General features: G+C 36.8%; 19 protein-coding genes. 2 read left to right on the top strand and 17 right to left on the bottom strand.

Going from position 1 to position 15,576, the window contains the following annotated elements:
- Nucleotides 1–93: 93 nt before the first annotated feature.
- A complete protein-coding gene (locus K350_RS0101065; RefSeq protein WP_028978340.1) occupies nucleotides 94–651 on the bottom strand; it encodes a MepB family protein in 558 nt (185 codons plus the stop codon).
- Nucleotides 652–856: 205 nt separating this feature from the next.
- Here K350_RS0101065 and K350_RS0101060 point away from each other — a divergent pair, with 205 nt between their 5' ends.
- Nucleotides 857–1,300: a methyltransferase family protein gene (locus tag K350_RS0101060; protein WP_028978339.1), complete on the top strand. Its 444-nt coding sequence runs from the start codon at nucleotides 857–859 to the stop codon at nucleotides 1,298–1,300.
- Nucleotides 1,301–1,554: 254 nt separating this feature from the next.
- Nucleotides 1,555–1,992, top strand: coding sequence for a hypothetical protein (locus K350_RS0101055; protein ID WP_028978338.1), 438 nt, complete (start codon nucleotides 1,555–1,557; stop codon nucleotides 1,990–1,992).
- Nucleotides 1,993–2,031: 39 nt separating this feature from the next.
- Here the strand turns inward: K350_RS0101055 and K350_RS0101050 are convergent, their stop codons facing one another.
- The 16 genes from K350_RS0101050 to K350_RS32650 all read right to left on the bottom strand — a co-directional run bounded on the left by K350_RS0101050 (nucleotide 2,032) and on the right by K350_RS32650 (nucleotide 15,409).
- Nucleotides 2,032–2,703 (bottom strand): hypothetical protein, encoded by a 672-nt coding sequence (locus tag K350_RS0101050; RefSeq protein ID WP_028978337.1) that lies wholly within the window; start codon nucleotides 2,701–2,703, stop codon nucleotides 2,032–2,034.
- A gap of 196 nt (nucleotides 2,704–2,899) precedes the next feature.
- Entirely contained in the window at nucleotides 2,900–4,288 is a 1,389-nt protein-coding gene (locus K350_RS0101045) for an MATE family efflux transporter (RefSeq protein ID WP_037573526.1), read from the bottom strand.
- Nucleotides 4,289–4,317: 29 nt separating this feature from the next.
- On the bottom strand, nucleotides 4,318–4,872 hold the full coding sequence (locus K350_RS0101040; RefSeq protein ID WP_037573523.1) for a dihydrofolate reductase family protein: 555 nt from the start codon (nucleotides 4,870–4,872) through the stop codon (nucleotides 4,318–4,320).
- An 11-nt stretch (nucleotides 4,873–4,883) separates the two neighbouring features.
- Complete coding sequence (locus K350_RS0101035) at nucleotides 4,884–5,309, bottom strand: SRPBCC family protein (protein ID WP_028978334.1); 426 nt, start codon at nucleotides 5,307–5,309, stop codon at nucleotides 4,884–4,886.
- Between the two features lie 44 nt (nucleotides 5,310–5,353).
- Nucleotides 5,354–5,569: a hypothetical protein gene (locus tag K350_RS0101030; protein WP_028978333.1), complete on the bottom strand. Its 216-nt coding sequence runs from the start codon at nucleotides 5,567–5,569 to the stop codon at nucleotides 5,354–5,356.
- 68 nt (nucleotides 5,570–5,637) lie between these two features.
- Entirely contained in the window at nucleotides 5,638–6,015 is a 378-nt protein-coding gene (locus K350_RS0101025) for a DoxX family protein (protein WP_028978332.1), read from the bottom strand.
- A 61-nt stretch (nucleotides 6,016–6,076) separates the two neighbouring features.
- On the bottom strand, nucleotides 6,077–6,511 hold the full coding sequence (locus K350_RS0101020; RefSeq protein ID WP_028978331.1) for a VOC family protein: 435 nt from the start codon (nucleotides 6,509–6,511) through the stop codon (nucleotides 6,077–6,079).
- Between the two features lie 399 nt (nucleotides 6,512–6,910).
- Complete coding sequence (locus K350_RS0101015) at nucleotides 6,911–7,438, bottom strand: DUF2911 domain-containing protein (RefSeq protein WP_211236699.1); 528 nt, start codon at nucleotides 7,436–7,438, stop codon at nucleotides 6,911–6,913.
- 93 nt (nucleotides 7,439–7,531) lie between these two features.
- The gene (locus tag K350_RS0101010) at nucleotides 7,532–8,350 is read right to left on the bottom strand and encodes a serine O-acetyltransferase (RefSeq protein ID WP_028978329.1); all 819 of its coding nucleotides are present in this window, start codon (nucleotides 8,348–8,350) and stop codon (nucleotides 7,532–7,534) included.
- 108 nt (nucleotides 8,351–8,458) lie between these two features.
- Entirely contained in the window at nucleotides 8,459–10,399 is a 1,941-nt protein-coding gene (locus K350_RS0101005; RefSeq protein WP_028978328.1) for a family 2A encapsulin nanocompartment cargo protein cysteine desulfurase, read from the bottom strand.
- Nucleotides 10,383–11,303: a family 2A encapsulin nanocompartment shell protein gene (locus K350_RS0101000; protein ID WP_028978327.1), complete on the bottom strand. Its 921-nt coding sequence runs from the start codon at nucleotides 11,301–11,303 to the stop codon at nucleotides 10,383–10,385. Before K350_RS0101000 ends, K350_RS0101005 begins: the two co-directional genes overlap by 17 nt.
- A gap of 324 nt (nucleotides 11,304–11,627) precedes the next feature.
- The gene (locus tag K350_RS0100995; RefSeq protein WP_028978326.1) at nucleotides 11,628–11,885 is read right to left on the bottom strand and encodes a hypothetical protein; all 258 of its coding nucleotides are present in this window, start codon (nucleotides 11,883–11,885) and stop codon (nucleotides 11,628–11,630) included.
- 345 nt (nucleotides 11,886–12,230) lie between these two features.
- Nucleotides 12,231–13,637: a T9SS type A sorting domain-containing protein gene (locus K350_RS30625; protein ID WP_081670839.1), complete on the bottom strand. Its 1,407-nt coding sequence runs from the start codon at nucleotides 13,635–13,637 to the stop codon at nucleotides 12,231–12,233.
- Between the two features lie 477 nt (nucleotides 13,638–14,114).
- Nucleotides 14,115–14,504, bottom strand: coding sequence for a hypothetical protein (locus K350_RS0100980; RefSeq protein ID WP_156026807.1), 390 nt, complete (start codon nucleotides 14,502–14,504; stop codon nucleotides 14,115–14,117).
- Between the two features lie 310 nt (nucleotides 14,505–14,814).
- A complete protein-coding gene (locus K350_RS26855) occupies nucleotides 14,815–15,177 on the bottom strand; it encodes a hypothetical protein (RefSeq protein ID WP_051312741.1) in 363 nt (120 codons plus the stop codon).
- Nucleotides 15,152–15,409: a hypothetical protein gene (locus K350_RS32650; protein ID WP_211236698.1), complete on the bottom strand. Its 258-nt coding sequence runs from the start codon at nucleotides 15,407–15,409 to the stop codon at nucleotides 15,152–15,154. The genes K350_RS26855 and K350_RS32650 overlap by 26 nt, the downstream gene beginning before the upstream one ends.
- Nucleotides 15,410–15,576: the final 167 nt, after the last annotated feature.

Raw genomic sequence — 15,576 nt, 5'->3', positions numbered from 1 at the left:
GTGAGATATTTTAGGAGTGCACCGAGGAACAGTTCTGTAACCACTGTTGATGTCATCCTTCTGAATATTAAATATTTATTAAACTTTTTACGATTAAAGATTTGCCCCTTTTTGGTATAACTTGACGGCTCTTTCTACATCAACATTTGGGCCACCTTGAATCCAGAGGAAATATTGCAACTGCCATGCTTGTGTTTTTTCAGCTTGCTTACTTGTAACAGGTTCCCATGGTGGGTATACTCTGATCCCTCTTTTTCCGTCTTTATTATTTCCTGAAATTATTCCTTTTGTCAATAAGATTGATTTGGGAAATACAAATTGCCCCAGGAGATTGTCTTTTCTGGTGCTTATAACAATTAAATCAAAGTCATCAGAAAAATCATATGGCTGTATAGGCCCATTGCCAATCCTTTTCCATATAGTAACAAATTGCCCGCTTTTGGTTGGTGTTGTTTTGGCTATTCGGAAGATGATTTGATTTTTATTAATGGTTAATTGACAGGCCCCGTATTCAGCACTTTCAGGTTCAACCTGTAGAGAGGAGCATTTGAAGCCACAAAGATTGTAGATATGTTCCTGAGCAATAAAAAGGTCTTCAGGCAGGTTCTTCGATGTGTGCATGTTGTATATATTATTTTGATTTTTGCTCATGCAAAAGTAAACCTATTTGATTAAAAGTAAACTATAAGCTTTTGATTTGATTCGTTTAACTGTAGGTAATGGCTGCAATATTATAACTATACTGTTGTTATGAATACCGTGTAATGCTGGATTCCAGTATAAAAAAGAGATTCATAAACATATGTTAATGCTTTTGAAATAAGGCTGAAATAATTTTGTAAAAAATATAAACGCCATGCAAAAATTAATTCCACCTTTTTTACTAGTTGTGTTATCTTTTATGATAATAGTATTACATTTCATAATTCCAGTTATGACCTTATTTTTTCCTCCATTTAACTACCTGGGTGTATTGTTTATTCTTATCGGATTAACCATTTCCTGTAAGGTAGCTAATACATTCAAGAAGATAGGTACGGAGATACATACTTTTAAAAAGCCCAATCTTTTAATTACAAGTGGTATATTTCAATATAGCAGAAATCCTATTTATTTATCGTTTACGCTTATGCTTCTTGGTTTGGGAATAGTTATGGGTTCATTGTCAGTACATGTAGTCGTACTATCTTACGTTATAATATCAAATATATGGTATATTCCATTTGAGGAAAGGTTTATGGAAATGCAATTTGGTGAAGCCTACAGAGTGTATAAGGGAAAAGTCAGGAGATGGATATGAAAGTTAAGATAGTGCTGACTCCTTAATACTTCTGATCATGCTGTGGGGATATATAATGAGGTTGACAGTTAAATCAGGTTTTGTCTATTAGAGGAAGCTGATAAGATTCAAATCTTGAAAGGGTGATATAATTTATATCGCCCTTCATTTTCTGTGCAGTACCGTTTTCCTTTACATATCTTAATAATTTTTATTAAATTTGTATTTATGAAAATGTCAGAGTGGGGCATTTAACTAAGAGAAACGAAAGTACAATGAAAAAAATTTTATTATTTATTCTGATATTTTTATTGGTTTGTGTGAATTTAATTTTGCCATATGTAAGTTTTGATCATGGCATTAATCAAAAGAATTCATTGATTTACTTAATTATAAATGAGGGATACAGAGAGGAGACGCTTATTGCATTAACAGCTCTTTACCCTTTAGTCTCAATATTTCTATTTTTTATATTCAGTAATATATCAGGTTCGGTTTATGGTAAGTTTCTTTTGTTCTTTTGGGGAGGGTTAGGGATACTTACTACTGCTTTACTATGGTTGATTATGAATCTTCATCTTGATGTAAAAATTGTTTCTTACAATTTTTCCTATTATTCAATTCTAATTACTCAGGTCGTCGCTTCACTTATCACTATTATTTTTTCTTTAATGCCAAAGAAATTTCTTAAACCTTCTCAGCTGGCTATATAAAATAGACAGGTATTGTTGAGAGCTGAAGCTTAAAGTTCTTTAATATCTTTCATCAGCTTTAAATAATGCACTTTGTCCTAATATCTCTTCAAATGATTTATAGGCTGTCAAAACCCTTTGATTAATTTCTGACGGTTCCATTTCCATACCTGCTCCTGGTTCATAATCTGAATGAACGAAAATTCCAATTTTTCCAATTAAGTTATCAGGTAAGATGATAACTTTTTTAATGGCTTGTCTTTCTCTTTCATTCAATACTTGCCAATTTTGTAAATAAGCATAGGGTCGTTCTAAAAACATATTAGGATTTAATTTTACATACTTCCACTCTAAACTATCATAATGGGCTATGAATCTTTGTTTAAGTGGCTCAATAACCATATTATTCTTTTGTCTGATAGAATCAATCTTTCTTTGTGACCAGTTATCTTCGAGTGTTATTCTTATCTTAATCGTGTCGGGTTTGTTATAAATGCCATTCCTGTTATATACAGGACTGATAGACGCGTTAATAAAAAAGGTCTCTGAGAACCGGATTACTATTTCATCAGATTTATTTTCAATACTCCATGATTTGTCTGGTAATTTATTTTTAAGATTTTCTGTGAGATTTGATTTAACAACTTCTATAGAGCTCTGGCATTGAGCAGGAATACTGCTTATAATGCCCAGGATTAATACTATAAAATAAATTTTAGATTTAATTGTCATTAAGCTCAAATTATTAGTGTTTTTAAAAATCTATTAAATCAACAGTTTCAAAAGTATTATAAAAATATATATTTTTTACTGATGTTAAAGTGTATTTGAAGGTTGCAGTTTGATTGAAAGTAGAGAGGCTTAAAATACAAAAGCTCCGGATGTTAATATTTCCGAAGCTTTTGTAATGCCATATGTAGTAAATACTTTAAACTTTTATCTCTTTCCATCTTCCCTTGTTAAAGTAATACCAGGAAAGAAGGGCTATAAGAGCTTGTGCTACCGGAACCGCGATGATTGCTCCTGCAGATTTCATATCTAATCCTTTCGCAAGAAAATAGGCGAAGGGAATCTGAAATACCCAAAAGCAAATGATGTTGATGATAGTTGGTATCTTCGTATCACCAGCTCCATTTAAGGCTGATGTCATAACCATTCCGATTCCGTAGAATATATAACCTCCTCCAATAATTTGCAACGACTCGACTCCGTATTTTATTACTTGTTCATCGGTACTGAAAAATCTTACAATAGGTTCAGAGAAGAACAAAAATAAGATCATAACCAATCCTGTGAAAATACTGTTGTACTTTGTAGCAATAAGTACACTTTGTTCAGCTCTTTCAAATTCCTTTGCTCCAAGATTTTGTCCCACAAGGGTTGCAGCAGCATTGCTAAGTCCCCATGCAGGCAAAATAAAGAAAACAAAGTTACGGAAAGCAATCTGGTAGCCGGCAGATGCAGCAGTGCCATCCAGCTCTGCCACCAGTCTTGTGATAACGATCCAGCTTCCGCTTGCTATAAGGAACTGAAATGTGGCAGGCCAAGCAACATTGGTCAATGATTTTATAATTTCCTTGTCAAAATCAAAGTGTTCTTTGCAAAACTTTATTATTCCGTTTCCCTTCATCAGGTGATATACCTGATACAATACTCCACTGCTTCTTCCTATTACAGTTGCAATAGCTGCACCTTTTAATCCCCAGAAGTATATCAAAATAGGGCAGAGGACGATATTAGTGAAACTGGCAATCCAAAGGCTTTTCATTGCCATTGATGCATCACCAGCTCCCCGGAAAATTCCGTTGATGAGAAATAATAACATGATGGCGAGACTTCCTCCCAGCATAATCTGAGTGAATATGGCCCCTTCAGCTATTACGTCTTTATCAGCTCCCATAAGTGCAAGTATTTCTTTTGCATAAAAAATACCTGCAATGGTTATAGGAATGGTAATGATTGTGGAAATTAATATCGATTGAGCCCCGGAATGTGCAGCTGCTTCAAGATTTTTTTCGCCGATCCTTCTTGCAACAATAGCAGTAGCCGCAGTGCTTAGACCTATCGCTAATGAGTAAATAAGCGTGATAAAAGATTCAGTTAAACCAACTGTTGCTATTGCGTTTTTACCTAGTTTACTTACAAAAAACATGTCTACTACAGCAAATACGCTTTCCAGACTAAGCTCTAGTATCATTGGAATAGCTAATAGTACAACAGCTTTAGAAATATTTCCGGATGTGAAATCCTGATGTTCTCCGTTCAAAGATTGCTTTATGATAGCAAATACTTTGCGTGAGTTATTTAATGTAATCATTTTTAAAATTCAATAATATGTTTTATCCATTAGAATGCTTCATAGCAAAGCATGACATTCCCGGATTTAAATGTTTTAGCTGATTTCAGATTTAAATTCAGCTTATTCGTGATCCCTTCAAAGAGCCTTTTCCCTTTTCCTAAAACGAGAGGATTTACCATTATTCTATATTCATCTATCAGATTATGCTTAATAAAAGTAAGGGCAAGGTCTGAGCTGCCAAATATAGCCATATCTTTTCCTTGTTCTTTTTTCAGGTTCATGACCACCTCATTGATGTTTTCATTTACAACTTTGGTATTCTGCCAGTTTGCGGATTTCAGCTTTTTTGAAAATACTATTTTAGATAGGCTATTCATTCTTTCGGCCACAATAGGATCATCGTTAATTGCATTTGAGGTAGGCCAGTAGCTTGCCATCAGTTCATAAGTAATTCTCCCGAAAAGTAAAATATCGAGATTGTTAAGAAGGTCAATTGCATATTCGTTGAATTCTTCATCTACATTATGCCAGTCTATTTCCTTATTTGGACCTTCATATAGACCATCCACAGAAATCATCATCTGAAATATTAGTTTTCTCATAGCTGTGATATTTATTTTTCCAAATATTCTTTTAATGATGTTCCTATAATGTAATTCCAGCCTTGTGCAAAGTTTTCCCTTGCGAAATCCGGAACATTATCAGGGAAGGTCTCCAGGCCTTCATGTGTAAGCTTTAGCCTTGTATTTACTCCTTCTTCAGAAATGTCTAATGTAACAATTGTATATCCTTGATAGCCTTCGTAGGTCCAGCTATAAGCCAGCTTTTTGCCTGCAGATACTTCTATGATCTTACAAACATGAGTGTATTGATGATCAGGATCCTTTCCTCCTTTAAACCTGAATTCAAATCCTGGTTCAGGTTTAAAGTCGGCAAGGTTGAAATACCAGTTTTTCATTTCATCCTTGTCTGTAATTGCTTTCCAGACTTTCTGTGAGGGAGCTTTAAAGACTGCTTCTATTTCAAATGGGTGAGCCATAATATATTTTTGATTTCTTTTTATTCAATAGCTGTGTTTGCTATCTAATCAGGTAAAACTTCCGCATTGCATCCAAGTTTACTGAGAAAGGTTATAAGAAAATCTGTATTGAACTCACTTTCACTTTTTATCCGAAGGATATTTTCTTCATCATCAAGGTCAAAATTAGCCTGATATCCTTCAAAATTTTTGTGGATCAGGCTGACCAAAATGTCTGCCATAGCCTGATCACATATATTCGTTTTAAATACTTCTATCATCTCTTTACTGATTAAAATGCTTTACGATCCCAGAGACTAATAGATTAGTAATCAAATAATCTTTAGGATTATCTTAAAGCAAGTATGGATTCGTAATTTTTTCTGTATACAAATGCTAAGAACAGGTTTGCCGCAAGTATGGCAATTGCCATAGGAATCTGCTCAGGAGCAAGAAATACATTGACTAATACAATATTTACTGTTACCGGAAAAATGATCACAGTTGCCAATGGCGCGAAAAAACCGGTAATAAGTGCAAGTCCGCAAACAAGTTCAATGACCTTTACCAGCGGAAGCAGGTAGACTGATGCATTAATTCCCTCAAAAAAGGTTTTCATCGGTCCGGCTAGTACTGGCTGAGGTCCAAGTTTGAAAAGAAATGCTGCACCCGCAAAAGCCATCATAAATCCAAGCAGAACACGTACTACAATTGTTGCTATTTTCATAAGTTGTTTTTGTTATGTTATAAATGGTTAGTAATTAATTTTTATTATTTAAGTTAGACCTTTAGTTCTTATTTTCCAGGTCACAGTTGACCATCCAGTGTATTCCGAACTTGTCTGTTAGCATACCAAAATAAGCTCCCCAAAAGGCCTTTTCAAGAGGCATGGTAACTTTTCCTCCCGCAGATAATCCTTCAAATAATCTTCTTGCTTCTTCTTCGCTTTCAGCAATTACAGCCACAGAGAAGTTATTACCGGGAACCACTGGATCTCCTCCGAATACTTCAGGACTATCACTTCCCATAAGAATACTATTTTTCCCAATTGGTAAAGTCATATGCATAATTTGTTCTTTAGCGTCTTCCGGCAACGGATGTTCAGATGGTACGTCCTTGAATCTCATCACAGAAGGGAATTCTCCTCCAAAAACAGACTTGTAAAAATTGAATGCTTCTTCACATGTTCCATTAAAGGTCAGATAAGAATGTATTACAGCCATTTTTTTTATGGTTTTATTTTACTGTTGAAAGATAAGTTCAAGTTGAACTTGCAACTTAAATTATTTTTTAAAGAAAACTTATATCGTTCACTCCATTAATTTTATTAATTGAAATTGCAGATAAAATTCTTTATACAAAATTATATTGATTTACTCAATAAATCAGGGTGTGAATTTGCCAATATAAGGGTTGTTTGCGACATGGAATTTGACCTTCTAATATAGGTCTTTGGCTGGTAATAATTTGGAAAATAGTGCATTATGGTTGCTGGTTTTCAGTGTTCAAAAGCATTATTTTTAGGAATGTTTTTTTGAGGGATAAATACTAATATATAAAAAGCGAAGGCTGCCTCATCTAAAGCAGCCTTTGTTAATAATACAATATTTTAACTTGACGTATTATTTTATGGCAACAGGGATTTCAGTATTTTCCCAAATCAATGAAAAGCCTGTTGGAGTTATTTTATAAACCAAACGTTCATTGGGGGATGTTGTTTTACGAACCTTTACATGAGTTCTAAGGGCATCCTGTTTTTCATCATATTTATAAGCTCCCCATTGGTTACTGGTTTTATTGAAGATTGCCGTCCAGTCACCTTTTTCTGATGGAATAACAAAGAAGGAGTAACTTCCTGCAGGAAGTGTTTTACCGTCAATGGTTATAGGTTGATCGGTTTTAAATACGGTAGCTTCATTTGCTCCTGCCCTCCATACCTGATCATAAGGAACAAGACTTCCCCAGACCTTTCTGCCTTTTACTGAAGGACTGCTATATTTAATGGAAATGTTAGCTTTTCCGACTTTTCCACTAACACTGTCAAGAGGACTTGCACGATTTTCAGTTGGCTTTTGTGCAAATGCACTGGTCGAAAATAATATTCCGAAAAGAATAAAGGAAAAAACTTTTAGTAACTGATTCATTTTCATTTTTGCAATTTGTTTAATTGGATGTTATTTTAAATAAGCAATTGAAAACTAAATAATTCAGGAAATGTTTTAAGGATTTTTCAAAATTGTTCATTAAACTACCTGTTCTTTTGAATCGATCCGAAGCTGATGAGTATTAAATACATTGGAATACGCTTTTACACTTCTCGTTAAAAATACGCTTCCGCCAATAATACTGCCACGACCGATAATTGTATTGCCACCGAGAATGGTAGTACGGGCATAGATGATCACATTGTCCTCAACAGTTGGATGTCGTTTTACATTTGACAATTGTTTGCTTACCTGAAGCGCTCCCAGAGTAACACCCTGATAAATACTCACATTATTCCCAATGACAGCAGTAGAACCAATAACGATACCTGTTCCATGATCAATAAAGAATGGAACACCAATGATTGCATTTGGATGGATATCTATACCAGTCTTTCCATGAGCAAGCTCTGTAAGTACTCGGGGCAAAATCGGAATCCCCAACAGAGAGAGCTTATTCGCGATTCTATAAACAGCAATGGCATAAAATCCTGGATAAGTCACAACAACTTCGTTTACACTGGTAGCAGCTGGATCACTTTCAAATATTTTAAGTGCATCACAACGGAGATTATTATAGATCGTGTCCAGATCTTCATAGAATGCATTAACAGCTAGTTCTATATCATAATCCTTAGGGTCCAGGTAGCTGAGCAGTATATTCTCCAGGTCTATCTGATTCTTTTTAAGAATACCTTCATAGGTGGAATACCTGTTGAGTCTATTGTTAGGGAATAGAAATTCTATTAAATCCGATAGCCATGCTGAAGCTCCCTGTATAGAAGGGGAGGCTTCCCATTCTGCTTTATGGGTTTTATTTAGTAGTTCAAGAAATGAATGTACTTTTGTGTTTTTCATCCTTTCTAATTTCTGTTAAAAAATAAGAATAACCTTGAAGGTGTATGAAAAAAAAACTGCACAGCTTTTCCATAGAAAAGTGTACAGTTTTTTTTAATTATTTCGTCTTTATCTCAGGGATATTGGCTTAGCACTACGTAATTTATGTAGCGTTGCTACCAGAGTATCGATTTCTCCACAAGTGTTATAAAATGCCAGTGAAGGTCTTACTGTAGCCTCTACTCCAAATCTTCTGAGTATAGGTTGTGCGCAGTGGTGTCCTGATCTAACAGCGATTCCTTCCTGATTTAAAGCTTTACCGACTTCTTCAGTACGGTATCCTTCCAGAACAAAAGAGAGCACACTGGCTTTGTCTGGTGCGGTTCCTATAAGTCTTAATCCTGGAACTTCCTTAAGTAATCTCGTAGCATAGACCAAAAGGTAATGCTCATACTGATATATTAGATCCATGCCAATCCTGGTGACGTAGTCAATAGCTGCCCCTAAACCTACTGCATCTGCTATGTTCCCAGTACCTGCTTCAAATCTTGCCGGTGCATTGTGATAGGTAGTATGTTCAAAGGTAACATCCATGATCATATTTCCTCCACCTTGCCATGGTTGCGTTTCATTGAGCAGGGCCTGTTTGCCATAAACAACACCTATACCGGTAGGACCGAATACTTTATGGCCGGAGAAGACAAACCAGTCACAGTTAAGTGACTGCACATCAACTTTCATGTGAGAAACAGACTGCGCTCCGTCTACCAGTACTTTAGCACCTGCAAGATGTGCCATTTCTACAATTTGCTTGGCAGGAGTGACAGTACCAAGTGCATTGGATACCTGAGTAAAGGAGACTAGCTTTGTTTTAGGTCCAAGCAATTTGGCATATTCACTTAAGATTACCTGTCCGTCTTCGTCTACTGGAATTACTTTAAGCTTAAGTCCTTTTCGCTCTGCAAGCTGCTGCCACGGAACTATGTTGGCATGGTGTTCAAGATGACTTACAACTATCTCATCACCGGCATTTAAGTTTTGTTCACCCCAACTTTTTGCCACAAGGTTAATTGCTTCCGTAGCTCCTCTCACAAAGATGATTTCATCAGGAGAGGAGGCATTTAGAAAGAATTGTACCTTTTGACGGGCTGCTTCATAGGCATCTGTAGCACGTGCTGCAAGTTCGTGAGCAGCTCTGTGAATGTTGGAATTCTCGTGCTGATAGAAATGAGCAATTCTGTCTATTACCGATTGTGGCTTTTGCGTTGTTGCAGCATTATCCAGCCATATCAAGGGCTTTCCGTTGACCCTTTCTTTTAAAATAGGGAAGTCCTGTCTTACAATGTTTACATCAAAAGGAGGACTAGTCAGGTTTGTTATACCTTTGTTCGGAGATATGACATTCTCTGAACCTTTAGAAAAAGGTAAAGGCTCATTGACTGAAATAAAGTAATAAGAACTATTGCTGATCGAAGAAAAGTCGCTTGGCAATTGTTGCTTAGGAAGCGATAGGTTTATACCTTTTAACGCTTCTTTTAACTCCGTTTCAAATGGTTGTTCCTGTTCAAAAGGTAGAAAATTTAAAGCGCTCTTTGGATCCTGAAGTTTTCCGCTTTGAAAAGGATAAGAAGAATTAAATGGACTATTATTAGTTTGAGCGTGATTGCTTATCAGGGCCTCCGGATTTTGTTTTGACAGGGAAGGAGATATTCCACTTCCTGCGACAGACTTAGGGCTTAATCCATTGCCCGACAAGTATGGATCAGGAGAATTATTGAATGACTGCTGAAGATCTATCGGAGCAGTTTTATCAACTGCTGTCGGAGATATTCCGCTTCCCGCTACAGACTTTGGTATCCCTGTTTTTTCAGGAAAATGAGGATCCGGAAGACTCGTCTGAGGATTAGTCAGGTCAAAATGAGTTTCCTTAGGAACCAAAGGATCCTTTGCTTGCAGCGATTGGAGAAAATCATTAGGAATTCCACCCGGCAGAGCGGCAAAGAATTCATTGGCTAATTTCTCCAAACTGCGTTCGTCAGGAAATAGATTTGGATTAGTAGTTGTACTCATAATAGTTTCCGATTTCTACATCATCAAGTACTGCAATAGCATCATCTACCAATACAGCTAATGAGCAATAAAGAGAAACCAGATAAGATGCAATTGCTTTATCATTTATTCCCATAAATCTTACTGAAAGACCTGGGGTTTGTTCCCCTGGAAGGTTAGGCTGATAAAGACCTACAACACCCTGACGACTTTCTCCGGTTCTGATCAGAAGTATTTTGGTTTTCCCATTTTCAATCGGAACCTTGTTTGAAGGAATAAGTGGAATACCTCTCCAGGTTATAAACTGAGAGCCGAAAAGGGAAACAGTTGGCGGGGGAACGCCTCTTCTTGTACACTCACGACCAAAGGCTGCAATGGCTAATGGGTGAAGTAAGAAGAACCCTGGCTCTTTCCATACTTTCGTAATAAGTTCATCCAGATCATCTGGAGTTGGAGGTCCTTTTCTTGGTAATATCCTCTGACATGGAGCGATGCTGCTGAGTAAGCCATACTCTTTGTTATTGATCAGTTCGCTTTCTTGTCTTTCCTTGATGGTTTCAATGGCAAGTCTTAGCTGTTCGCTGATCTGGTTGTATGGTCTGCTGTAAAGGTCAGAAACACGGGTGTGTACGTCAAGTACAGTATTTACAGCACTCAAAAGATATTCTCTTGGATCTTCAATGTAATCAACAAAAGTTGAAGGAAGTTCACGTTCGTCTCTTGCAGAGCAATCTACTTGTACGCTGTTAGCATCTCTTACTTTGTTGACTCTGTAAATACCCGATTCTACCGGTATCCAGTTTAGCAAATGAGTTAACCAGCGTGGGGTAATGGTAGCTAATTGTGGCACTGTACGTGTAGCAATGGCCAACTGCCTTGCTGCCACGTCACCTAATGCGGTTTGTGGAATTTTTTCCTCAGACATGAAAGTATATTTTTAAATCTAATAAAAACGATAAGAAGCCACAACAAGTCATTAAAAACTGAATAATGATTGTTTAGATCATTTAAGTCTTGTTGGGTTAAATCAATTATATCATTTGGCCGGATGATATTTCAAAAGTATTGCTTTATCAGAAATATGCAAAAAATATCTGGATATCTTACCAGTACTGATAAGTCTACCATCTTGGTCTATTATTTAGATTAATAGTGGTATAGTAGAGTTTTGGCTTTGGGGTTTTATACAAGCAGGAGAATTGTTGTGTCTTAGAAAAGTTATAATTTTTAATATAATAGACGGGTTGTGTTAATATGGATTGTCTTTGGTATTATTTAATGCAGCACTTTTGGAAAGATTCCGTCCGGGGAGTAAAGATTTTTTTGAGGAAAGGTCAGACCTCGAAGAGGTCATATGTTTATAGATAATACCTGGAAAATAGCATACGACCCCGTTAGGTCGCATCAATGCTACATCCACTTTTCTATAAATATTCAATCCCTTCAGGATTGTAAATAAATGAATAAAGCGATTGTTAAAATTATAAACAGTTAAGATGACGGCCATGATGCAGACACAGCCCGGGGAGGTGAGGATATAAATAGCGATGCAATCGCTGTTCTCGTGAATCCTCGTTAATCTTATTTTAATTCACCAAATGTGAGGTAAATCAAAACAAGGACTATGGGATTGATCTAGGTTGCTGTATGAAAAGATGGGGAGGCTTGAAAGGCGATATTGAGTGTTGTTGAATTTCTATTATACAAACCACCACCATAAGCTCCTCCACTTGTTGATAATGTGATGTTGCTTTTCTTTGATGTCAGGTAAGGCCTGACATCAAAGAAAGCTACAGGGACCGCTTATTTCAGTGTGTGATGTTTGAATGAACTTGGATAACCGGTTTTTATATTAGTTTTTTAACAGCTTCAGATGTGCTGTTTTTTGAGAAGAGGTAAGTTGTATATAGTAGAGCCCACTACTGAGTGAAGAAATATCAATTCTTTGAGATACGTTATCTGTTTTTAAAACCTGGTTACCTTTCGAATCAAAGAAGGTCAGAGATACATTGTCAGAAGCTTGTGTAAGCTTTATATCAATGAAGTTCGCTGCAGGGTTAGGATAAATTTGTAAACCAGGAAAATCCGGATTTACAATATTATCTATGCCATTTACCTTCAAAAGAAAGTCTTTTTGAGCTTCACAGGTTTCATCTTTTACCCTTAAAGTAAATTGAGCTTCAATAGATTCTTCAGGTGTACCTGAAAGGGTACCACTCGCAGACAGCTCAAGACCTAAAGGTAAACTTCCTGAAGCAATAGTCCAGTTAACATTGTTACAGATATCGGTTGCATTAAATTTAAAGGAGTAGGGCTTTTCCATAGAAGCATTGGGAAGATCCGCTGATTCAACAGATGCGTTGCAGACCGGTGCCAGGTATACTGTATAGTCATAATTGCATGCTACTGCCTTAACTCCGGAAAGTCCGACAGGAACTTGTGATATTCTGGGTAATCCATCTGCAATCAACTTTCCATCTTCGGTCAAAGCTACCATAATCTGTGGACTAGTTACAATTTCCTTTACATTGGTTGCGTCTCTTAGATAACTATTCGCATTTCCCCAGCAAATTACATTGCCCTCTTGAGTTACTGCCAGAATATGGTAATCTCCACCTGCAATAGCCTTAATATTTTTAACTTCGGCTGGAATAATGAGCTGGCCGTTACCATTGTCTCCCCATACTACAACAGTGCCGTCATCTTTAAGTGCAACTCCATTTACAGCGCCTAATGATATTGCTTTTACTCCTGATAAATTATTAGGAAGATCTAATTGGCCAAAGTATAATCCTTTTTGGGAATAGCCCCATCCAACAACTGTTCCATCTTCTTTTAAAGCCAGGTTAGCAGAACCTCTGGAACAAATGGCTTTTACTCCTTGTAATCCATTTGGAATTGTGGTTTGGCCAGCACGATTGTCTCCCCAGGCTACAACTGTTCCATCTTCTTTTAAAGCTACACTATGTTTTTCACCTGCCACTACAGCTTTTACTCCGGAAAGACCGGTTGGAATGTCAATTTCTCCATACTCATTACTTCCCCATGCCACTACTGTCCCATCTTCTTTTACTGCCACAACATGAGCGCCTCCGGCTGAAATTGCTTTTAAATTAGAGCCATCAGGAATTCCTGTATATAAATGAGGGCGATCGCCAAAGCCCCCAACCTTTAAAGGCAGGTTACAATCTTGCCCGAAAACCTGAATTGACATCAAAAACAGTAATGATGCTTTTAAAACGTAGTGATAAATGTTCATTATTCTTTTAAAAAGTTATAATAAAAATGATAAAATTTTTTTGTGGTTTTAATATACTGGAAAAACCTGAGTATAGTCGAATATTCAGGTTTTTATTTTTATCATTATTACTTTTTAAAGTTTATTTTAAGGAAGCTTTTTGCAGATCAATTAATTCTTGGAGTTGAGCTTTCAATTGTCAAATTTCCTTTTGCTGTTTTTTCTCATACGTGGCCTGTCCCATGACAGGCCACTCTGTCTATAACATTGTCCTACAGATGGTCTCGGGGATGGCCCAGGCCTGAACCGGACCGAGGACTTAAAATAGTGTTGCATTCTTTATTCAGAATGTCTGTGTTACAATCCGCAAGTTAATAAACTTGCTCTCATTTGTGGGCAGAAGTCAGAAGACTTCAGCCAGAGAGGGCGTTCACGCCCCTTCAAGATTATCATTTTTCCCCCTTTACAATATCTACTTTGTATCTCGCATCACCCAAGCTAATCCCAATCATCAAAAGAGTCACCACTATGACCATTGTCAAGGCCAGTCGTTGCTACTGGAAGTTTTACATAGAAGCCAGCACTATGATGTTTTTGGCCACGGAAAAAGCGCATCCTGTAATCCAAACCTATGTAGTAATTAATCCAACCTGTACCCTGAAGCCCCAGTTTCGCGCCATCTCCTCCACCAACTTGCAATACCGGGCCTGCAGACACACCCGTGACACCAATGCCAGTTTGCAGCTCTGAGTAAAATCTTGTTGTTTTTCTGCGATCGAATTCAATTCCAAAATCGACACTGTGAGGGAATTTGGAGACATTCCAGTATGCTACCTCTATGGCGAAAGACACGGTTGGCTTTCCTCGCCCAAAGTTTACATGCAGCATAGGGCCAGCCGTCCAAATCTCTTGGGCTTGAGCATTCAAATTAATAAAGAATAAAAAGGCGGTAATAATAAGTTTTTTATGAGAGATCATAAACTAATTTAAAAATATTGATCAGCATTTCAAAATTTCGCGAGCTGCTCCCCGTCCGGTGTCAGCACCGGACGGAATCTTTCAATCACAGCTTAACCAAAATATTCTCTGTAATCTGTGATAAAAGAAAATCAATTATCACCTTCCAAGTAAAAGGGACCAAAGTGCAGAAGGATTTTGCTCCGTGGCCTGTCCCCTGACAGGCCACAATTTTCCTCCGCTAGAACCTTTCCATATAATGAGTTAATATTCCAAATTCATCATATCCGTTTTCGTAAAAAATAGCTGACGACCATTTATATTCTTCTGGACGTTTAACAAGATTCCATCTATCATTTAATGGATTCAAATGGATGTAATCAATTTTTTGTTCAACTTTCTTTCTTGAATTCATTAATACAGCAAGAGGATCACGCTTCCAAAATCTGTGAGATCGTTCAGAAGTTTGTTCGATAAAAAACGGCAAGACCTTTGGATGATCTTTTCTAAGATTCTTTAAAAATTGACTGCTTGTCCATTTATTGAATGATGCATGTGGGTTTTCTTTTCCGTTTAATTCAAGTAGTTCCCAAACCAAATGCATATGATTGGGCATTATGATATGCATAAACTGCAATCTTCTTATTATCTACTAGCCACTTTAACTCTTCCAGAATTGTTAGTTTAAATTTGTCCTCTTTTAAAAGATGTTTCCAATCCTTTATTGTATTTGTCCAGAAATAAACATCTTTAAGATTCATCCTGGAGTTGCGTATTGATTTTAAAAAGGGATTTTCCATAGCTCCTGCAATATGATAAAATTTAATTGCTACCAAACAATGTGGCCTCAGGGGACAGGCCACGGAGAATTTGCGTATTGATTTTAGAAAGGGATTTTCCATAGCTCCTACAAGATAATAAAATTTAATTGCTACAAAATAATGTGGCTGTCAGGGGACAGGCCACGGAGAAGACTATTGGGGGAAGAACATTTTGGCCTGTT

Origin of the sequence: Sporocytophaga myxococcoides DSM 11118, assembly GCF_000426725.1 — a bacterium.
GTDB lineage: Bacteria > Bacteroidota > Bacteroidia > Cytophagales > Cytophagaceae > Sporocytophaga > Sporocytophaga myxococcoides.
The sequence above is the reverse complement of the archived record's forward strand: the minus strand, read 5'-3'. Positions and strand labels throughout refer to the sequence as shown.